Source organism: Catellatospora sp. NPDC049111 (genome assembly GCF_040648615.1).
In the GTDB taxonomy this organism is placed as follows: Bacteria; Actinomycetota; Actinomycetes; order Mycobacteriales; family Micromonosporaceae; genus Catellatospora; species Catellatospora aurea.
Genome location: NZ_JBEZEB010000007.1, coordinates 44516 through 62800, shown reverse-complemented (window position 1 = coordinate 62800; position 18285 = coordinate 44516). Strand labels below are relative to the sequence as shown.

At 70.7% G+C, this 18285-nt stretch carries 20 protein-coding genes; 8 read left to right on the top strand and 12 right to left on the bottom strand.

Annotation, left to right across the window (positions count from 1 at the left end):
* Positions 1–3: 3 nt before the first annotated feature.
* Positions 4–1470 carry a family 43 glycosylhydrolase gene (locus AB0B66_RS12640; protein WP_360527401.1) on the top strand — a complete coding sequence of 489 codons (1467 nt, stop codon included), beginning with the start codon at positions 4–6 and terminating at the stop codon, positions 1468–1470.
* A gap of 42 nt (positions 1471–1512) precedes the next feature.
* Here AB0B66_RS12640 and AB0B66_RS12635 read toward each other — a convergent pair whose 3' ends face one another.
* Both AB0B66_RS12635 and rho read right to left on the bottom strand, forming a co-directional pair.
* Positions 1513–1761 carry a hypothetical protein gene (locus AB0B66_RS12635; RefSeq protein WP_360527398.1) on the bottom strand — a complete coding sequence of 83 codons (249 nt, stop codon included), beginning with the start codon at positions 1759–1761 and terminating at the stop codon, positions 1513–1515.
* 295 nt (positions 1762–2056) lie between these two features.
* Positions 2057–3370 (bottom strand): transcription termination factor Rho, encoded by a 1314-nt coding sequence (gene rho, locus AB0B66_RS12630; RefSeq protein WP_360527395.1) that lies wholly within the window; start codon positions 3368–3370, stop codon positions 2057–2059.
* A 375-nt stretch (positions 3371–3745) separates the two neighbouring features.
* On the opposite strand from rho, the gene AB0B66_RS12625 reads away from it, so the two are divergent.
* Entirely contained in the window at positions 3746–4594 is an 849-nt protein-coding gene (locus tag AB0B66_RS12625) for an oxygenase MpaB family protein (protein WP_360527392.1), read from the top strand.
* A gap of 54 nt (positions 4595–4648) precedes the next feature.
* On the opposite strand, the gene AB0B66_RS12620 is transcribed toward AB0B66_RS12625, so the two are convergent.
* Positions 4649–4948 carry an antibiotic biosynthesis monooxygenase gene (locus AB0B66_RS12620; protein WP_360527389.1) on the bottom strand — a complete coding sequence of 100 codons (300 nt, stop codon included), beginning with the start codon at positions 4946–4948 and terminating at the stop codon, positions 4649–4651.
* Positions 4949–4977: 29 nt separating this feature from the next.
* On the bottom strand, positions 4978–5805 hold the full coding sequence (locus tag AB0B66_RS12615; RefSeq protein WP_360527386.1) for an alpha/beta hydrolase: 828 nt from the start codon (positions 5803–5805) through the stop codon (positions 4978–4980).
* 504 nt (positions 5806–6309) lie between these two features.
* Between AB0B66_RS12615 and AB0B66_RS12610 the strand changes: the two genes are divergently transcribed.
* From AB0B66_RS12610 to AB0B66_RS12595, 4 genes are read left to right on the top strand one after another with little or no spacing between them, the layout of a single operon-like run.
* Positions 6310–7335: a sulfate ABC transporter substrate-binding protein gene (locus tag AB0B66_RS12610; RefSeq protein WP_360527383.1), complete on the top strand. Its 1026-nt coding sequence runs from the start codon at positions 6310–6312 to the stop codon at positions 7333–7335.
* Entirely contained in the window at positions 7332–8180 is an 849-nt protein-coding gene (gene cysT, locus AB0B66_RS12605) for a sulfate ABC transporter permease subunit CysT (protein ID WP_360527380.1), read from the top strand. Before AB0B66_RS12610 ends, cysT begins: the two co-directional genes overlap by 4 nt.
* Positions 8173–9000 (top strand): sulfate ABC transporter permease subunit, encoded by an 828-nt coding sequence (locus AB0B66_RS12600; RefSeq protein WP_360527377.1) that lies wholly within the window; start codon positions 8173–8175, stop codon positions 8998–9000. Before cysT ends, AB0B66_RS12600 begins: the two co-directional genes overlap by 8 nt.
* On the top strand, positions 8997–9968 hold the full coding sequence (locus tag AB0B66_RS12595; RefSeq protein WP_360527374.1) for a sulfate ABC transporter ATP-binding protein: 972 nt from the start codon (positions 8997–8999) through the stop codon (positions 9966–9968). Before AB0B66_RS12600 ends, AB0B66_RS12595 begins: the two co-directional genes overlap by 4 nt.
* Before the next feature lie 89 nt (positions 9969–10057).
* On the opposite strand, the gene AB0B66_RS12590 is transcribed toward AB0B66_RS12595, so the two are convergent.
* The gene (locus tag AB0B66_RS12590; protein WP_360527371.1) at positions 10058–10525 is read right to left on the bottom strand and encodes an Rrf2 family transcriptional regulator; all 468 of its coding nucleotides are present in this window, start codon (positions 10523–10525) and stop codon (positions 10058–10060) included.
* Between the two features lie 148 nt (positions 10526–10673).
* A complete protein-coding gene (locus AB0B66_RS12585) occupies positions 10674–11273 on the bottom strand; it encodes an XRE family transcriptional regulator (RefSeq protein WP_360527368.1) in 600 nt (199 codons plus the stop codon).
* A 118-nt stretch (positions 11274–11391) separates the two neighbouring features.
* Between AB0B66_RS12585 and AB0B66_RS12580 the strand changes: the two genes are divergently transcribed.
* Entirely contained in the window at positions 11392–12084 is a 693-nt protein-coding gene (locus AB0B66_RS12580; protein WP_360527365.1) for a class I SAM-dependent methyltransferase, read from the top strand.
* Positions 12085–12101: 17 nt separating this feature from the next.
* Here AB0B66_RS12580 and AB0B66_RS12575 read toward each other — a convergent pair whose 3' ends face one another.
* The 6 genes from AB0B66_RS12575 to AB0B66_RS12550 all read right to left on the bottom strand — a co-directional run bounded on the left by AB0B66_RS12575 (position 12102) and on the right by AB0B66_RS12550 (position 16794).
* Positions 12102–12416, bottom strand: coding sequence for a hypothetical protein (locus tag AB0B66_RS12575; protein ID WP_360527362.1), 315 nt, complete (start codon positions 12414–12416; stop codon positions 12102–12104).
* Positions 12416–13426, bottom strand: a complete 1011-nt coding sequence (locus tag AB0B66_RS12570; protein WP_360527359.1) for a pre-toxin TG domain-containing protein — start codon at positions 13424–13426, stop codon at positions 12416–12418. The genes AB0B66_RS12575 and AB0B66_RS12570 overlap by 1 nt, the downstream gene beginning before the upstream one ends.
* Entirely contained in the window at positions 13423–14646 is a 1224-nt protein-coding gene (locus AB0B66_RS12565; RefSeq protein ID WP_360527356.1) for a hypothetical protein, read from the bottom strand. The genes AB0B66_RS12570 and AB0B66_RS12565 overlap by 4 nt, the downstream gene beginning before the upstream one ends.
* The gene (locus AB0B66_RS12560; protein ID WP_360527353.1) at positions 14591–15274 is read right to left on the bottom strand and encodes a DUF6789 family protein; all 684 of its coding nucleotides are present in this window, start codon (positions 15272–15274) and stop codon (positions 14591–14593) included. Before AB0B66_RS12560 ends, AB0B66_RS12565 begins: the two co-directional genes overlap by 56 nt.
* Before the next feature lie 76 nt (positions 15275–15350).
* Complete coding sequence (locus AB0B66_RS12555) at positions 15351–16325, bottom strand: hypothetical protein (RefSeq protein ID WP_360527350.1); 975 nt, start codon at positions 16323–16325, stop codon at positions 15351–15353.
* 73 nt (positions 16326–16398) lie between these two features.
* Positions 16399–16794 carry a MerR family transcriptional regulator gene (locus AB0B66_RS12550; RefSeq protein ID WP_360527347.1) on the bottom strand — a complete coding sequence of 132 codons (396 nt, stop codon included), beginning with the start codon at positions 16792–16794 and terminating at the stop codon, positions 16399–16401.
* Positions 16795–17074: 280 nt separating this feature from the next.
* Here AB0B66_RS12550 and AB0B66_RS12545 point away from each other — a divergent pair, with 280 nt between their 5' ends.
* Positions 17075–18208: a sporulation protein gene (locus AB0B66_RS12545; RefSeq protein ID WP_360527344.1), complete on the top strand. Its 1134-nt coding sequence runs from the start codon at positions 17075–17077 to the stop codon at positions 18206–18208.
* The last annotated feature ends 77 nt before the right edge of the window (positions 18209–18285 follow it).

Genomic DNA, 18285 nt, shown 5'->3' with positions numbered 1-18285 from the left:
ACCATGTTGCTGACCTGGCCACGCACCCTCACCGGGCGGGCACTGTCACTGGTCGTGGCAGCCCTGCTCGGCGTGTCCATGGCGGTCGTCATCCACCCGGGGCGGGCCGACGCCGCACCCGGGCCGACCTTCCGCAACCCGGCCGTCGACGTGCCCAACAGCGGCGACCCGACGCTGACGTACTACAACGGGTACTACTACTACGTCGCGACCACCTGGTCCTCCGACGTGGTGATGCGCCGCTCACGGACCGTCTCCGCGCTGCGCGGCGCGCCCGAGCAGGTCGTCGTGCGCACCGGTGGCACGACCATGTGGGCCCCGCACCTCGAAATGATCAACAACCGGTGGTACCTGTACTACTCCGTCGAGCAGAGCGGCGGCGCGCGGCGCACCCACGTCGCCGAGAGCGCCGGGACCGACCCGCTCGGGCCGTACACCATCCGGGGCATCCTCAACCTGATGCCCAACAACGGCTGGGCCATCGACGCCGCGATCCTCAAGCTCAACGGTGCGAACTACGTGATGTTCTCGGCGTTCCACCCGAGCGACAACCTGCAGTCGCTGTACATCTCCCCGCTGACCAACCCCTGGACGGCCGGGGCGTACGGCACCCGCATCTCCGCGCCGACGCTGTCCTGGGAGACCCAGAACGGCGCGGTCAACGAGGGCGCGTTCGCACTGCAGCGCAACGGCCGCACGTGGATCACGTATTCGGCCAGCCACTGCAACGGCCCGAACTACAAGCTCGGCATGCTCGAATACCGGGGCGGCGACCCCCTCGCGGCGTCCTCGTGGACCAAGGCAGCCAACCCGATCTTCCAGCGCAACGACGCCAACGGCGTGTACGGGCCGGGCCACCACTCGTTCTTCACCTCACCCGACGGCACCGAGACCTGGATCGCGTACCACGCCAACAGCTCCTCCTCGCAGGGCTGCGGCACCACCCGCACCACCCGCGTCCAGAAGATCTCCTGGAACTCCGACGGCACCCCCAACCTGGGCGTGCCGGTGTCGTTGTCGGCCATCCAGCCTGGACCGGCCGGGGAGTCCAACGCCACCCCGGTCGAGATCCGCAATCGGCACAGCAACCTCTGCCTCGACGACTACAACTCCGTGACCACCCCCGGCGCCGAGGTGCGGCAGTGGACCTGCGGCACCCAGGCGAACCAGGACTGGTACGTGACACCGCTCGACAACGGCTACTACCAGATCAGTAATCGGCACAGTGGACTCTGCCTCGACGACTACAACTTCGTGACCACCCCTGGCGCCGAGGTGCGCCAGTGGACCTGCAACGGGCTGGCCGTGCAGCAGTGGCAGGTCAACGCGGTCTCGGGCGGCTACTCGACGCTCGTCAACCGGCACAGCGGACTCTGCCTGGACGACTACAACTGGGGCACCACGCCCGGCGCGGAAGTGCGCCAGTGGACCTGCCTCAACAACAACGCCCAGCACTGGCGTATCTCCTGACACGGCCGGCGCCGGCGCGCACCCGCGCCGGCGCCCGCCCGCTCACTGAGCGCAGGAGACCCCGGTCAACCACACCGGCGAGTAGCACTCGGCGAACGACCACTTCCGATCCGAGAAGCCGTCGTCCGTGCTGTCGGTGTACACCTCCAGCCCGCCTTGCGGCGTCACCCGGTAGTACTCGCGAACAGGGTCACCCTCGATGGTCGGGAAAGTCACCTTCAGCTCCGCGCTGTCGCCATTCTTGAGAGCGCGCTCCAGGCAGGCGATCTCCTGCACCGCTTTCTGCTGCATCTCCTCACCCAGCCCCAAGCTCACTTCGCCACAGCTGGGAAACTCCGTCCTGGACGCCCAACGGTCCTCGACCGGATCACCGAACAAGCCGCAGCCCGCGGTGAACAACGAGGCCGTTGCCACCGCGACGAGCCACAGGCGAACCGAACGGGCTGCTACGCGGCGACGATGAGCGCCGCTCCGAACTACCATGGCGTGCCCCCTTCCCTACTGGTTCAACGCGGCCGGGTGAACGGCCGGTTCCATGCGGGCAGGTAACAGATCCGTTCCGGAACGGACGGTGCACCGCGGCAGGTCAGGGCGTGCTGCGGGCGAGCTGCATGAGGAACTCGGCGTTGCTGCCCGTCTTGCGCAGCCGGTCGACGAGCTGTTCGCCGGTCTGCTGGCTGTCCATGGTGTGCAGGGCGCGGCGCAGCCGGCGGACCAGTTCCAGCTCCTGCGGGTTGACCAGCAGCTCCTCACGGCGGGTGCTGGAGGAGTCGACGTCCACGGCAGGGAAGACGCGCCGGTCGGCGAGCCCGCGCAGCAGCCGCAGCTCGGCGTTGCCGGTGCTCTTGAACTCCTCGAAGATGACGGTGTCGCCGAGCGAGCCGGTCTCCACCAGCGCGGTGGCGATGACGGTCAGCGAGCCGCCGCCCTCGATGGTGCGGGCCGCTCCCAGGAAGCGCTTGGGCGCGTGCAGGGCACCGGCCTCGATGCCGCCCGACATGATGCGGCCGTTGGACGGCGCGGCGAGGTTGTAGGCGCGGCCCAGCCGGGTAATGGAGTCGAGCAGCACGACGACGTCGCGGCCCTGCTCGACCAGGCGCTTGGCGCGTTCGATGGCCAGTTCGGCGACCGCGATGTGGTCGGCCGGCGGCCGGTCGAACGTCGAGGAGACCACCTCGCCGCGTACGGTGCGGCGCATGTCGGTGACCTCCTCCGGGCGCTCGTCGATGAGGATCGCCATGACGTGCGCGTCGGGGTGGTTGACCGCGAGCGCGTGCGCGATCGCCTGCAGCACCATGGTCTTGCCCGCCTTGGGCGGCGACACGACCAGGGCCCGCTGGCCCTTGCCGATCGGGGTGAGCAGGTCGATCACCCGGGTGGTCAGGATGTCCGGGGTGGTCTCCAGGCGCAAACGCTCCCGCGGGTAGATCGGCGTCAGCGCGTAGAAGTCGGGCCGCTCGCGCACGTGCTCGGCGGGCTCGCCGTTGACGGTGTCGATCATGGTGACGGTGGGCCGCTGGGCGCGGCGGGCGTCGGCGCGCTCGCCGGTGGCGGGCCGCCGGCCGGCGGCGGGCTGTGCGGCGGTGCCGGTGACGAGGTCGCCGCGGCGCAGGCCGAGGCGCTGGACCAGGCCCGGCGGCAGGTACGGGTCGCCCGGGTCGGGCAGGTAGCCGGTGAGCCGGACGAAGCAGTGCTTGTCGCGGACGTCGACGACGCCGCTGACGGCCGTCGTCGGAGCTTCGGTGCCAGGCTCGGCGGCATCCTGCTCGATGTGGTCCCGCACGTTCGCGCGAGGGCGGGCCGTCGTGCGGCGCCGGCGGGTGGAGGTGGCTGGTCCCGTCGCACCGTTCGCGGCGGCGGGGCTCGCTGCGGCAGAGGGCCGCAGGTCGAGGTCGGTCATGGGTACTCCTCGGAGACGGTGCGCCAGGGCACGGGCGTGCTGGGCGCGATGGGCACCGTGCGCCTGCCATATCTGCCGGGCGGTTCCGGAGTGGTCCGGAGGGCTCGGCGGCTGAGGCGGCGGTGCGGTGGAAGCCGGTCCCGGCGGACGCGAAGAGCGTGGCCGGTTCTCGGGGAAAGGCATCCTCGGGGCGGGAAATCCACGCCTGCATCGAGAGATGCTTGATCAAAGGTACCTCACCGGGGCGGCCGAGGCAACCGGCACGCCGGTATGGCCACGACCCGGGCGCGGTCACCAGAAGAGTCGTCTATGGATTCGGTCAACCACGGCTAACATCTCAGTGGTTGGCGTCAGCTTCAGATGACTAGGGGCGTCATGGGCGAGAACAGCAGGACCATGTCGCAGCCGCAACACCTCGACCACCACGCCGTCTACCGGCACCTCGCGCTCCGCGAGTTCGCCGCGGACGTGCGCATCGGGCTGAACCTGGCGTTCTACCGGACGTTCGCGGTGCCGGCGGCCGCGCGGCTGCTGCTGGACACGGGCGAGATGACCGAGCGCTCCGCGAAACGCACCGACGACACCGGCCTGATGATGTACGAGGTGATCGCCCACGGACCCGCCCACCCGCGCGGCAGGCAGGTCATCTCCGCGCTCAACCGCATCCACCGGGCGTACGACATCACGCCCGACGAGTACCGGTACACGTTGGGCACCTTCATCTTCATCCCGACCCGCTGGATCGACCGGTACGGCCCGCGCCGCCTCACCGCCGACGAACGGACCGCCACCTGGCATTTCTGGATCGAAGTCGGCAGACTCATGAACATCCGCGACGTCCCGGCGACGTGGGCGGAGTTCGAGCAGTGGTTCAACACCTACGAGCGCGACAATTTCGCCTACGACGCCGCGGCGACCAGGTTGATGGACGCCACCCGGGACGTGCTGGCCACCCGCTTTCCGAAGGCGCTGCGCCGCTGGGCGGGCGCGGCCGGCGACGCGCTGCTCGACGACGACGTCCGCCGGGCCCTCGGCGTATCGAAGCCGAGCCTGACCACTCGCGCCGTCGTGCACGGCGCGCTCCGGCTCAGCGCGCTCAAGCGCCGCCTGCGACCGGCGACGAAGGACGTCTTCACGCCCGGCCAGCCCAGCCGCCACTACCCCGACGGGTACACGATCGAGCAGCTCGGACCCGACCCGGTGCGGCCCGTGGCCCGGCGCTGACGATCAGGCGAGGGAGCCCCGCCACGTGCTGGCAGGGCTCCCTCGCGAACGCCGTCAGGACGGCATCTTGTAGGTCAGCAGGTCCACCGGATTGATCTTCGGCGGCGGATCGAACAGCTCCGCGCGCGCTTCCAGTCCCTGACGCACCTTTCCGGCCAGGTGGAACTGGCGGTCGTCCTCGTTGTTGAACGCGTCGAAGATGCGGAACGAGGTCGGCCCGACCTGGAAGGCGTACCAGACGATGGTGCCGGGTTCGGCGTCCACCAGTGCCTTGGCCTGCCGCAGGAACTCCGCGACCTCGCCCTCCTTGCCGGGCCTGGCCTCGATCTCCACAAGAAAACCCAACGTGAGCACGCCCTGCTCCTCCCTGCGGAGTGCGTCGATCAGCCCTTGAGGAAGGCGAGCAGATCGGCGTTGAACTCGTCCTGATGGGTGGCGAACAGGCCGTGCGGCGCTCCCGGGTACACCTTGAAGGTGTTGTTGGGAATGATCTTGGAAGACTTCTGGCCTGACGCGACGATCGGCACGATCTGGTCGTCGTCACCCTGGATGATCAGCACCGGGACGTCGATCTTCTTGCAGTCCTCGGTGAGGTCGGTCTCCGAGAAGGCCTTGATGCAGTCGTAGGCGGCCTTGAAGCCCACGGTCATGCCCATGAGCCAGAACGAGTCGCGCAGACCCTGGCTGACCTTGTTGCCCTCGCGGTTGCCGCCGTAGAACGGCGCGCTCAGGTCCTTCCAGAACTGCGACCGGTCGCGCTCGACGCCTTCGCGCAGGCCGTCGAAGACGCTGCGGGGTAGGCCTTCCGGGTTGGCGTCGGTCTGCAGCATCAGCGGCGGGATCGCGCCGACCAGCACCGCCTTGGAGACGCGGTCGGTGCCGTGCCGGCCCATGTAGCGCACGACCTCGCCGCCGCCGGTCGAGTGGCCGACGAGGACGACGTCGCGCAGGTCGAGCTTCTCGATCACCGCGGCCAGGTCGTCGGCGTACGTGTTGAGGTCGTTGCCCTCCCAGGGCTGGCTGGAGCGGCCGTGGCCGCGCCGGTCGTGCGCGATGCCGCGGAAGCCGTTGGAGACGACGTACCACATCTGGTCGTCCCAGGCGTCGGCGGTGAGCGGCCAGCCGTGGCTGAAGACGACGGGCTGTCCCGTACCCCAGTCCTTGTAGAAGATCTGGGTTCCGTCCTTGGTGGTGACCATACCGGTGCTCATGTGGCGACTCCCTGCAGGCGAATGTGGCAGTGCGTACGTCGCGGCACACCGTCGGGCCGACCTCCCGAAGCTAGCATCGCGGGCTTGTCGGACTTGTCGGTTCAGAGAATGAAACAACCTACCGGCAGTTCTGCCACTTTTCACAGGTTTTCAACCACTTTTGCTCCCTCTGGCGCGCCACGGCTCGCGCGCCCCTCCAGGAGGTAGTCCGTTCGGCCAGTCATTTTTTCTCATATTCGGGCATTTGTCTTGTATGCCCGGGGTCCGCTCGGCAAACCATTGAAAGTCTAGCGGATTAGTGGGATATTCGCTTCGTGGTCGTTCCGGATCACGTCTGCGGCGGGCACCCGCCGGAGGTCGTGGCATCGGAGCCCGACGTCGCACGTGCCGGTCGACCATGCGCCACCACAGAACTGCACCCCCAAACATTGATGACTACCGATCACGCCGAGCTCTCGGCGTTATTCGGTGTGCGCATTCGCGCTCGAGGAGGACAGGTTCCGCATGAAGAACCGGATCAGAGCAGCCGCCGCACTCGCCGCCACCGCCGTCCTGGCGCTGTCGGCCTGCGGCGGGGCCGACAGCGGCACCACGGGATCGAGCACCACGCTGAACATCGTCGGCTTCGCCGTGCCGGAGGCGGCGAACAAGGCGATCGCGGCCGAGTGGAACAAGACCGAGGCCGGCAAGGGCGTCAAGTTCCAGACGTCGTACGGCGCTTCCGGCGACCAGAGCCGCGCGGTCGTGGCCGGGCTCAAGGCCGACTACGTGCACTTTTCGGTCTCCAGCGACGTCACCCGCCTGGTCGACGCGAACCTGGTCGCCAAGGACTGGAACACCGGCCCGAACAAGGGCATCGTGTCCTCCTCGATCGTGGTGCTCGCGGTGCGCGAGGGCAACCCGAAGGGCATCAAGGGCTGGGACGACCTGATCAAGCCGGGCGTCCAGATCGTCACCCCGAACCCCGCCTCCTCGGGCGCCGCCCGGTGGAACGCGCTCGCCGCGTGGGGGCACATCACCGCCAACGGCGGCACCGACGCGCAGGCCACCGAGTTCCTGACCAAGCTGTTCGCCAACGTCGTCGCCCTGCCCGGCAGCGGCCGCGACGCGACCACCAGCTTCCTCGGCGGCACCGGCGACGTGCTGCTGGCCTACGAGAACGAGGCCATCCTGGCCACCCAGGCGGGCGAGAAGTTCGACTGGGTCGTGCCGGCCACCACCATCCTGATCGAGAACCCGGGCGCGATCCTCACCAACGCCGACCCCAAGGCCAAGGACTGGCTGAACTTCGTGCTCAGCAAGGACGGCCAGCGCCAGTTCGCGCTCAAGGGCTTCCGCCCGATCATCGAGGGCGTGGACACCACCGGCATCGAGGGCGCCAAGGATCCGGCCAACCCGTTCCCGACGCCGGAGAAGCTGCTCACCGTGTCGAAGGACTTCGAGAGCTGGTCGGCTCTGTCGAAGAAGTTCTTCGACGAGAAGGAGGGCATCATCGTCAAGGTCATCGCAGCCTCGGGCAAGGCTAAGTGACCTCGACCGCGCTCTCCCCGGACCGGCCGGCGACCTCTCGCCGGCCGGTCCGGGCCGGCCGCCCGCTGACCCGAGTCTCCGGACTCGGGTTCGGCGTGGCGATGATGTGGTTCAGCCTGCTCGTGCTCATCCCGCTGGCCGCCGTGGTGGTAACCGCGTCGACGGGCGGGTGGAGCGCGTTCTGGCAGGCGGTGACCAACGAGCAGACCGCCGCGGCGATCGAGCTCACCGTTGGCACCGCGTTCGCCGTGACGCTGGTGAACATCGTCATGGGAACCATGATCGCGTGGGTGCTGGTCCGGGACCGGTTCTTCGGCAAGCGCGCCCTGGAGATCCTGATCGACATCCCGTTCGCGCTGCCGACCATCGTCGCCGGCCTGGTCCTGCTGTCGCTGTACGGCAGGACCAGCCCGCTCGGCATCGACATCGCCAACACCCGCCCCGCCGTCTTCCTCGCCTTCCTGTTCGTCACCCTGCCGTTCGTGGTCCGCACGGTGCAGCCGGTGCTGGCCGAACTGGAGCGCGACGTGGAGGAGGCGGCGATGTCGCTGGGCGCCAGCCGGTTCACCGTGTTCCGGCGCATCATCCTGCCCAGCCTGACGCCCGCGATCGCCGCGGGCGCCGCGCTGTCGTTCGCCCGCGGCGTCAGCGAGTACGGCTCGCTGGTGCTGCTGTCGGGCAACCTGCCGATGAAGACGGAGGTCACCTCGGTGCGCATCCTCAGCAGCATCGAGAACGACAACCTGGACAGCGCCGCGGCGGTCGCCACGATCCTGCTGGCCATCTCGTTCGCGGTCATCGTGCTGCTCGACGTCATCCAGCGCAGGATGGTGCGCCGTGGCTAGCCACCCCAGCACCCGCACCCGGCGCGGCCCGGTCACCTACCTGGTCCGCCTGCTCGTGATCGCCTACCTGTTCCTGCTCGTGGCGTGGCCGGTGTACCTGGTCGGCAAGAACACCTTCGCCGACGGCATGGACAACATCAACGGCATCCTCGAAGATCCCGACATCGTGCACGCGATCAGCCTGACCGTGCAGGTCGCGATCATCGCGGTGATCATCAACACGCTGTTCGGTGTGGGCATCTCGCTGCTGCTCGTCCGGTACGACTTCCCGGGCAAGCGGCTGCTCAGCGCGCTGCTGGACATGCCGCTGTCGGTGTCGCCGATCGTCGTCGGCCTGGCCCTGGTGCTGGTCTACGGCGGGCGCACCGGCTGGTTTGGACCCGGCCTGGAGAGCATGGGCTTCCAGGTCATCTTCGCCACCCCCGGCATCGTGCTGGCCACGGTGTTCGTCGCGCTGCCGCTGGTGATCCGCGAAGTGGTGCCCGTGCTGGAGGAGGTCGGCGAGGAGCAGGAGCAGGCCGCCCGCAGCCTGGGCGCGAACGCGTGGCAGACGTTCCGGCGGATCACCCTGCCGTCGATCAAGTGGGGCGTCGTCTACGGCGTCGTGCTGAGCCTGGCCCGGTCGCTGGGCGAGTTCGGCGCGGTCAAGGTCGTCTCCGGCAACGTGCTCGGCGAGACCCGCACCGCCACCCTGGTCGTCGAGGAGAAGTACCTCAACTTCGACAAGGGCGGCGCGTACGCCACCGCGTTCCTGCTCGCCCTGGTGGCGGTGGCCTGCATCATCATCGTCTCAGTCATTCGGCCGAAGGAAGACCGTTGAGTATCGAGATCGTCAACGTCGCCAAACGTTTCGGAGACTTCGTCGCTCTCGACAACGTCTCCGTCAGCATCCCGTCCGGGCAGCTCACCGCGCTGCTCGGCCCGTCCGGTGGCGGCAAGTCCACGCTGCTGCGCATCATCGCCGGGCTGGAGACGGCCGACAGCGGCCGCATCGAGATCGAAGGTGTGGACGCGACGAAGCTGTCGCCGCAGAAGCGCAACGTCGGTTTCGTGTTCCAGCACTACGCCGCCTTCAAGCACCTGTCGGTCGCTCGCAACGTCGCGTTCGGACTGGAGATCCGCAAGCGGCCCAAGGACGAGATCCGCGAGCGGGTCGACGAGCTGCTCAAGCTCGTGCACCTGGCGCAGTTCGCGGACCGGCTGCCCTCCCAGCTGTCCGGCGGGCAGCGCCAGCGCATGGCCCTGGCGCGGGCGCTGGCGGTGCAGCCCACCGTGCTGCTGCTCGACGAGCCGTTCGGCGCACTCGACGCCAAGGTGCGCAAAGAGCTGCGTGACTGGCTGCGGCGGCTGCATGACGAGGTCCACGTGACGACCGTGTTCGTCACGCACGACCAGGAGGAGGCGCTGGAGGTCGCCGACGAGATCGTGGTCATCAACGAGGGTCGCGTGGAGCAGATCGGCTCGCCCGACGAGCTCTACGACACCCCCGCCAACGACTTCGTCATGCGCTTCCTCGGCCCGGTCACCGAGCTGGGCGACCGGCTGGTCCGGCCGCACGACCTGCAACTGCTCACCGGCGGCGGTGAGCCGGACGCCGTCGCAGGCCGCATCACGCGGATCACCCGCGTCGGCTTCGAGATCAGGGTGGAGGTCACCGTGGCCGGACAACCGGTCATCGTCACCCTCACCCGCAACGAGTACCTGTCCCTGGGCGTGGAGCTCGGGTCGGAGGTGCAGGTCCGGGTCGCCCCCGAGATCGCCCCGGTCCGGTTGCTCGACGCCGTCTGAACCGACGGGAGCACCTCCGGGCGTGGCGAACGCCGATCCGGCCACCGCCCGCCCGGAGGCTCCTTTCTGCACAGACCCCGCCCGCCCCGTCACGGCCGGGGTCCGCCGGTGCCGCCGCCGGCCCGGTCGTGATCGGGGCTCGCCGCGGCGAGCGCCCGGTCGGCATCGAGCAGCCGGTCGAGGGTGGTGCTGTCAAGCAGGTCGCTGGTGAACGTGTGGACCGAACGCCAGAGGCCGGCCAGTGCCGTGGCCGCGCCCGTGTACGTGATGGTGTGCGGCGGACGGCCCCGCACGCTGGCCAGCGCTCCGCTGACTGCTCGCATGATGTCGCCGACGCTGATCTGCGCGATCGGCCGGGCCAGGCTGAAGCCGCCGTCGGTGCCGGGGCGGCTGCTCAGCAGCTCCGCGCGGCGCAGGTCGGCGAGGATCGACGGCAGGTAGCTGACGGGGATGCCCTGCATGGCAGCCAGATCGCTGGTCTTCACCGGACCGCCGCCGGCCGCGGCGATGGCCAGCATGGCCTGCACCGCATAGTCGTGTCGCGCTGAAATGTGCACGGCCCCATGGATTCCTGCTCGTGACGGCGCGACCGGCAGCAGGCGCGCAGCATGCGTGTCCGCATATTCCTATAACTTCGATAGATAATATAGGCGTTACGCGTACGGGGCAATGGCGGTCACGATCCGATCTCGACGGCGGCCGCCGTCACCGCTCGGCGGTGTCCTTCGGCTTCGGCGCCGCCCGCAGGTGGGCACGCTCGCCCTGGGTGCCGAACAGACTGAGGAACTCGACCGGCTCCGGACCGGCCGCGCCGAACCAGTGCGGCACTCTGGTGTCGAACTCGGCCGCCTCCCCCGGCGACAGCACCAGGTCGTGCTCGCCGAGGACCATGCGCAGCCGGCCGTTGAGGACGTACAGCCATTCGTAGCCCTCGTGGGTTTTCAGTTCCGGATGCCGGCGGCGGCTCTCGGCGGGGATCACCAGCTTGTACGCCTGGATCCCGCCCGCGCGGCGGGTCAGTGGCAACATGATCATCCCGTGCCGGGTCACCGGCCGCAGGTGGATGCGCGGGTCGCCGGTCGGCGGGGCGTCGACCAGCTCGTCGAGCGTGACACCGTGCGCCCGGGCGAGCGGGAGCAGCAGCTCCAGCGTCGGCCGCCGGGAGCCGGACTCCAGCCGGGACAGGGTGCTCACCGAGATCCCGGTCGCCGTCGACAGGTCGGCCAGCGTGGTCTCCCGCTGCTGTCGCAGCGCGCGCAGCCGCGGCCCTACCGCGCCGAGGGCTTGATCAAGGTCGTCGTCCATGCCCCAACTTTGCCAGATCGGCAACAGGATTTGCGGACGCGGCCGATCGTCTCACATGGTTGTCACCTGGCCACGGCCCATCCGTGACCACCCACAGGGCAGCGCGAAAGGGACCGGCATGACCGAGGAGTTCAGCAAGGCGTACTGGGAAGACCACTACCATGGCCGTGCCACGGGCCACGGCCATGCCGGTGAGCACGGCCACGCCGCAGCTCACGGCCACGGCGCAGACCATGGGCACGCCGCAGGTCACGGCAAACCGGCCAACCCGCAGCTGGTCGCGGAGATCGCGGAACTGACGCCCGGCACGGCACTGGACGCCGGGTGCGGCGAGGGAGCCGAGGCGATCTGGCTCGCCACCCAGGGCTGGCAGGTCACGGCGCTCGACATCGCCGACAGCGCACTGCGCCGGGCGCGCTCACACGCGCAGAACGCCGACGAGGCGGCCGCCGGGCGCATCGACTGGCTGCAGGCCGACCTGTCCGACTGGACGCCGCCCGCGGAGCGGTTCGACCTGGTCTGCTCCCTCTACGTCCACCCGACGTCGTCCCGCGAGTCCCTGGCGGCCCGGCTCGCCGCGGCGGTCGCGCCCGGCGGCACCCTGCTGATCGTCGGCCACCACCCGTCGGACCCGCGGCCCGGCATCTCCCCCGCCGCCGTCCGCGACGTGCACTTCACCGCCGCCGAGGTCGCGGCCGGCCTGGACCCCGACCACTGGGAGATCGTCGTCGCCGAGTCCCGCCACCGCCCGGCCACCGACCACGAGCACACCTTCCACGACACCGTCCTGCGCGCCCGCAAACTCCACTGACGCCGGGCGCGGGTGGGTCAGGCGTTCTCGGCGAGTCGGCTGAGGTCGCGCAGCAGGTCGACGGCCTCGGCGCGGTGGGGCAGCGTCGGCGGCAGCTCGCGGTCGGCGCGGTCGACCAGCTCGGTCCTGATCCGGCGCAGCACCTCGGCGCGGGCCGCCGGGGACAGGTCGTCCAGCCCCAGCCAGCCGAGGTTGTCGTCGACGATCTCCCGCAGCGACGCGACCGCGGCGTCGTCGTCGAGGTCCTCCGCCAACGCCTCGACGGCCCACTCGAACAGCCAGCCGGCCGCCGACCAGCGCTTGTCGGGGGCGACCGCGATCGTTCCGGACATCAGTTGCCTACCAGGAATGCTCGGGGCGCGAGGCCGTTGTCGGTGATGAACTTCTGTACCTTAGCGATCTGATCGGGCGTGAACTGGGAGACGTCGACCGGCACGTAATCGGCCTTGGCCAGGTGGTCGACGATCCTGGTCTGCAGGTTGGGCCACTGCTGGTCGAAGTGCCGGGACGGGAAGTTGCCCACGGCGTCGTAGGTCTTGCCGGTGGCGTTGTCCACCCAGTCCACCTTCGGATCGGTCGAGCGGCTCAGCTCCACCCCGGTGGCGTCCTCGACGCGCAGCGCGGTCTCGCCCTCCGCCGCGCGATACCGTCCCGTCGCCGGGTCCATGCCGAGTTCGCGCTGGTGGGCGTCGCGCGCCGCCTCGGCCGCACGCTCGGCCTCCCGGGCACGATCGGCCTCCCGGGCCGCCTCCGCGGCGCGCTCCGCCTCCCGGGCGGCCTCGGCCGCACGCTCTGCCTCCCGAGCGGCTTCGGCGGCGCGCTCCGCCTCGCGTGCCGCCTCCGCTGCGCGCTCTGCCTCCCGGGCCGCCTCGGCTGCGCGTTCGACCTCGCGGGCTGCTTCGGCGGCGCGTTCGGCATCGCGGGCGGCTTCGGCCGCGTCCGCGGCGCGGTCCACGGCCCGCCCGAGGTCGGCGACGTCGTCGATGGCCCGTGCGCCCTTGGAGATGCCGGCGGCGACCCCGGCGATCCCGCCGACCACGGGCACGATGCCGAGCAGGCGCTCCCACCAGGCCAGCTCCTGGCCGGTGATGAGGTCCTTGCCGGTGATCGCCTCGATGACGCCCTTGACCGTGCCGACCACGGGCACGAAGTCCAGCCCGATGCTGAGCAGCACGCCGAACAGCACGGACAGGCCGACCAGGGCGGCCAGCGCCGCCCGCGCGGTGTAGTAGCAGTCGGACATGCTGCCGCAGTTGTCGGCGTACGCCGCGCCGGGTAGCAGCAGCACCGCCGCGCCCGCACCGAGCGCGGCGCCGGCCAGCACCCGTGTCGTCGTTCTCATTTCGGCTCCTCGGTGCCGGGCGCGGCGGCAGGCGAAGGCGGCGCGGGCGGCGCCTCCCGGACGTGCGGGCTGAGCAGGGTCATCAGCACCGCCGACACGATCGCCAGCAGCAGGAACGGGAAGAAGCTGGTCTGGTCCAGGAACATCGGCACGACGACCGCCCCGAGCAGGTACACCGGGATCATCACGACGATCAGGCGGATGATCCGGGGGATCTTGGCGATGAAGCGGGCGTACGCCCCGAAGTCCAGCGGCAGCAGCGGGCTGGCGATGACCTGCGCGACGAACAGCACGAGAAAGGTGAGCCCGGCCTGCCAGTAGGCGGCGTACAGGCCGGACAGCAGCGCGGTGAGGATCGCCGCGCGGATCAGCAGCCGCAGCACCAGCGGAATGCGGCCGGCCAGCGGCTGCACCGGGACATCGGTGCGGAACCGGTCCTCCAGCTGCGTCATCCGGTCGGGGCCGCCGCCCTTGCCGATCGGGTTCGCCAGCACCGCCTGCGCGACGGCCCGGCCGATGGTGGCCGCGACCGCGAGGAACACGATCCAGCCGCCGCTCTCCTGCGTCGTCGACATGGCCTCGACGGTCGGGCGGGCCCCGGCCCAGACGAACACGGGCCGCACCAGCAGCGGCGCCGACTGGGTCCACACCCAGACCAGCAGCCCCGAGATGACCACGAGCGCGCCGAGGCCGACCATCGCCCGCACCGCTCTCGGCACGCTCGGCGGCAGCAGGAACTCGGCGGCGAACGACTTCGCGGCGATGGGCACGCCGACCGCCAGCATCGCGAACAGCGCGTAGGTGAGCAGTTGAGAGCCGTACTGCGCGGGGATGTCGAGCAGGGTGTCGGTGCGCCAGGTCTCCCACTGCGGGTGCGCCCCCAGCGCCAGGTCGCCGAGGGCGAACCCGAGGGTCAGGTAGGAGCCGAGCGCGCCGCTGATCGCGCCGACGAGCGCGATGAGCAGCAGCAGCCAGAGCGCCTCGGTGAAGACGTACTCGAAGCCGGGGTGGAGCACGCCCACGACCAGACCGGTCAGGAACACGGCAGGCACCGTGACGAGGCCGACGACCGGGCGGGCGGCGAGGTAGAGGCCGTCGACGGTGGACATCGCCAGGCCGGCTGACAGCTTGCGCAGGGTCAGTGGCACACCGACCCAGATGCCGTCAGCGAGCCTGGTCAGGGGATCGGGCGGGCTCGTCGGCCCCGGAATCGCGGTCATGTTCTCCCCATCGGGAACTGCCGAGCAGGTGTTTGGCGAGCCAGCCGAGCACGACGCCGTAGACGAGGTGGCCGGTGATGCTGACCGACAGGAACTCGTCGAGCGCCTTGAGCCCGAGCCAGCCCGGGTAGACCGAGACCATGAAGGTCTCCAGGACCAGCGCCCAGACGATGGCGGGCCAGATGCCGCGTCGTCCGAACGCGACCGTGTACGCGACTCCGAACGCGATGCCGTTGCACAGGTGGAACGCGACGCCGAGCAAGAACACCCAGGTGGCGTCCTGATCCGTCTCGGCCAGGGCCAGCCCGAACAGCCGCCACGCCTCGAACGGCCGCAGCCGCAGGCCGGCGAACTCCACCAGGGCGATCCGGACCGCGTCGTAGGCCAGCGTCGCGGCGAACCCGGCGACCGCGCCGACCGCCATCCGGCGCAGCACCTTGGCTCTGCGCTCAGCGGGCAGCCGCCGGATGACGACGGTCGCCACGACGGCCGCGGCCAGGCCGAGCGCAAGGAAGGTCCAGCGCAGGGAGACGCCCGACAGGATGTACACCAGCAGGGCCGCGCCGCTGGCCAGGAAGACCGCGGCGACTGTCCACTCTGGCCGGAGCCGGGGTCCGCGATCAGCCACGCCGATACGTTAGGAACTCACGACCATAAGTGGGGCGCAGTGTCGGCGAGCCGACAGCGGGCTCAGCGGCAGCCGCTCAGACGGGTACGCCGGCTGGGTCCTCCGCCGGTCTTTCGTACGGCCGCTGCCGCGACGGCAGCGCGGCGGCCGCGAGGGCGAGCAGCGCGAACCCCGTCCCCAGCAGGAACAGCAGGCCGGTGGTGGGCAGGCCCAGCCACTCCCACAGCGGATGCCAGGAGTAGTGCCATTCGCTCAGGTGGTGCCGCAGGCCCAGCGGCGCGGCGAGCACGACCGGCGCCCACCACAGGAACATCGCGAACGCGAACAAGGTCTTCACGCCCCCGGCGGGCCGCGACGCGGTGCGCCTACTCGCCCAGGCGAACAGCCACCAGGCGGACAGCGCGCCGACCAGCCCGGCGACGGCCGCGGCCGGATACACGGCCGGCGGGGTCGCCCGGGTCAGGCTGATGCCGAAGTTGTTGCTGCCGCTGCTGCCCGCGGCGAAGCCGCTCACGTTGACGACCTGGTCGCCGCGTCCCGCGTAGACCACGGTCTCCCGGGCGGCTGTGTCAGGGTCGCATCCGGTGCCGCACGGGTCGAGATACGTCACCTTCGGGTAGCCGACGCTCCAGCCGCCCGCCCGCAGCCGCTCGACGACACCGTCGAGGACCTGCTTCTGCTCCGCCGGGCCCACGTCCCGGCCCAGTGTCCCGCCGATCCCGGTCAGGCTGTACTCCCCGCCGTCGCCGAGCAGCAGCGTGTCGAGGTTCCGCCAGCTGAGCGGCTCGCCGTAGATGACGAACTCGGTGTCCGGCTCCGGGCCCAGGTGGGTGGTGATGTCGGTGCCGGGCATCAGCTCGGTGAGCACCTCGACGGCCTCGGCACTGGTCAGCGGGCGCATCGTCCACCACGCGGCCCAGGTCGCGATGCTCGCCGCGTACAGGCCGGCGGCGAGGGCTGCCAGCAGCGCGAAGACGACCGCCGAGCGGCTCTCGGGCCGCCCGAGCCGCGCACGCAGGGTAGGCCGCTCCTTGGCGGACGGTTCGCTCATCGCGGCACCATAACCGACCCGCGGCTTGGACACCGCCCCGTCCGCGCGGCCCTGCGGACCAGGCATGCCGCGCTCAGGGCGGCGGCATCGTGGCCAGCAGCTCCGCGGCAGCGGTCAGCAGCTGATTGGCGCGCACCGCGAGCGTCGTGGCGAGGCCGTGCGCGGTGCCGGCCGCGGTCTCGGCCAGCGCCCGCAGCGCCGTCAGGTCGTGGTCGAGCCGGGCGAGCGCGCCGGCCAGGTCGGCCGCGGCTGCGCCGTGCAGGTGTGCGGCGATGTCGTCGAGGGCCATGCCGCTGGACTCCAGCCGCTGAACGGTGGCGATCTGCTCGACCGTCGCCGGGTCGTACAGCCGGAAGCCGCCGGTGGTGCGCGAGGCGGGGGTGATCAGGCCGAGGTTGGTGTAGAAGTCGACGGTCCGATTGCTCACGCCCGCTGCCGAGGCAAGTTCGCCGATCCGCATCAGCGCCATGAGCAGCCCCTTTCCAGCAACCGTACAGTTTCACGTGTTAGTGTCGCTCCCGTGGCTGATCCTACCGCCGCCCGCCGCCAACGGCACCGGTCCAGACCAGGGCCGACAGCGCCGCGGCCGAGGCGAGGAGCACTGGCACCGCCGTGCTGATCCTCGCGGACCTGGACTCCACCATCGGCGCGCCTGGCCGCCCCCGCTCTTGCCGCGTACTGCGGCGACGCCGCCCGCACACCACCGCCGCGGCTGAGGCCGGGGCGGAGTTCCACAGGAGAGGAAACCCATGGTCTTCAAGAAACTGCTCGCCGGGCTCGGACTGGGCGGCGTCGAGGTGGACACCGTGCTGTCGCCGCAGACCACGGTCCCGGGCGGTCAGCTGAGCGGCCACGTGAACCTGCGCGCCAAGTCCGACACCGACATCACCGCGATCTCGCTGCTGCTCACCGCGACCGGACCGGCCGGCGAGCTGGAGCTGGCCCGCTACCAGGTGGCGCAGCACCTGCGCCTGCCCTCGGGCAGCACCCAGGCCGTGCCGTTCACGGTGCCGGTCCCGGTGCACGCGCCGTTCACCGCGCTGTACGGCCAGGCCCTGCCGGGTCTCGGCGTCGGGGTGCGCACCGAGGTGTCGGTAGCCTCGGGCAGCGCCAAGGGCGACTTCGACCCCGCACGTATCGACGCGGCGCCGGTCCAGCAGCACATCATGGACGCGCTCGGCACGATCGGCTGCCGGTTCGTCCGCAGCGAACTGCGTCCCGGCGGGGTGCCCGGCCTGCCCGTGCCCGCCGCGCAGGCGATCACCTGCTACGCCCCGCTGCCCGAGGGCGGGCAGCACGGCCCGCACATCCCGCTGCTCACCTTCACCGTCGCCGCCGCCGGGGACGGCCTCGTGGTGCTGGCGGAGCTCACCGGCCGGTTCGGCGCGCCCGACCGTCACGACCTGTCGGCGGCCGACCTGGCGCGGCTCGCCGAGACCGAAGGCGGCTGGATCGCCGAGGTCGACCGCTGGCTGACCAACGCCCTGGACAAGCTCGGCTCCCCCGCGCAGGCCGCCCCAGGCGCGTTCCTGCAGTCGCCCGCCCCGGCCCAGCCGGGCTACGGCCAGCCGGGGTACGGCCAGCCTGCCTACGGGCACGGACGTCCCGGATACGCCTACGGCGGGCACGGCGGACACCACGGCGGCTACAAGTACGGCGGCTACCGGGGCAAGCCGAGCATGGCCGGTGCGATGGCGGCCGGGGTCGGCGGCGCGGCGCTGGGCTTCCTCGGCGGCATGGTGATCGGCGACATGATCGGCGACGCGATGGCTCCCGACCTGGGTGAGGCCGCGTCGGCGGCCGGCCTGGACCCGGGTGTGGCCGACGCCGGTCTCGACGACTTCGGCGGCGGAGACTTCGGAGGCGACTTCGGAGACTTCTGACCGCCGATCGCGGGTGGTGCGGGCCTGTCCTAGCCGGAGGCCCGCACCACCCACCCCCGATGGACCAACCCCGCCCG

Coding starts and splice junctions, on each gene's coding strand:
- AB0B66_RS12625 (WP_360527392.1), top strand. CDS start 3,746: ATGGGCGAGAACAGCAGGACCATGTCGCAGCCGCAACACCTCGACCAC.
- AB0B66_RS12550 (WP_360527347.1), bottom strand. CDS start 16,794: ATGGCGCTGATGCGGATCGGCGAACTTGCCTCGGCAGCGGGCGTGAGC.
- AB0B66_RS12635 (WP_360527398.1), bottom strand. CDS start 1,761: ATGCAGCAGAAAGCGGTGCAGGAGATCGCCTGCCTGGAGCGCGCTCTC.
- AB0B66_RS12585 (WP_360527368.1), bottom strand. CDS start 11,273: ATGGACGACGACCTTGATCAAGCCCTCGGCGCGGTAGGGCCGCGGCTG.
- AB0B66_RS12575 (WP_360527362.1), bottom strand. CDS start 12,416: ATGTCCGGAACGATCGCGGTCGCCCCCGACAAGCGCTGGTCGGCGGCC.
- AB0B66_RS12615 (WP_360527386.1), bottom strand. CDS start 5,805: ATGAGCACCGGTATGGTCACCACCAAGGACGGAACCCAGATCTTCTAC.
- AB0B66_RS12555 (WP_360527350.1), bottom strand. CDS start 16,325: ATGAGCGAACCGTCCGCCAAGGAGCGGCCTACCCTGCGTGCGCGGCTC.
- AB0B66_RS12565 (WP_360527356.1), bottom strand. CDS start 14,646: ATGACCGCGATTCCGGGGCCGACGAGCCCGCCCGATCCCCTGACCAGG.
- AB0B66_RS12545 (WP_360527344.1), top strand. CDS start 17,075: ATGGTCTTCAAGAAACTGCTCGCCGGGCTCGGACTGGGCGGCGTCGAG.
- AB0B66_RS12640 (WP_360527401.1), top strand. CDS start 4: ATGTTGCTGACCTGGCCACGCACCCTCACCGGGCGGGCACTGTCACTG.
- AB0B66_RS12610 (WP_360527383.1), top strand. CDS start 6,310: ATGAAGAACCGGATCAGAGCAGCCGCCGCACTCGCCGCCACCGCCGTC.
- AB0B66_RS12570 (WP_360527359.1), bottom strand. CDS start 13,426: ATGAGAACGACGACACGGGTGCTGGCCGGCGCCGCGCTCGGTGCGGGC.
- rho (WP_360527395.1), bottom strand. CDS start 3,370: ATGACCGACCTCGACCTGCGGCCCTCTGCCGCAGCGAGCCCCGCCGCC.
- AB0B66_RS12580 (WP_360527365.1), top strand. CDS start 11,392: ATGACCGAGGAGTTCAGCAAGGCGTACTGGGAAGACCACTACCATGGC.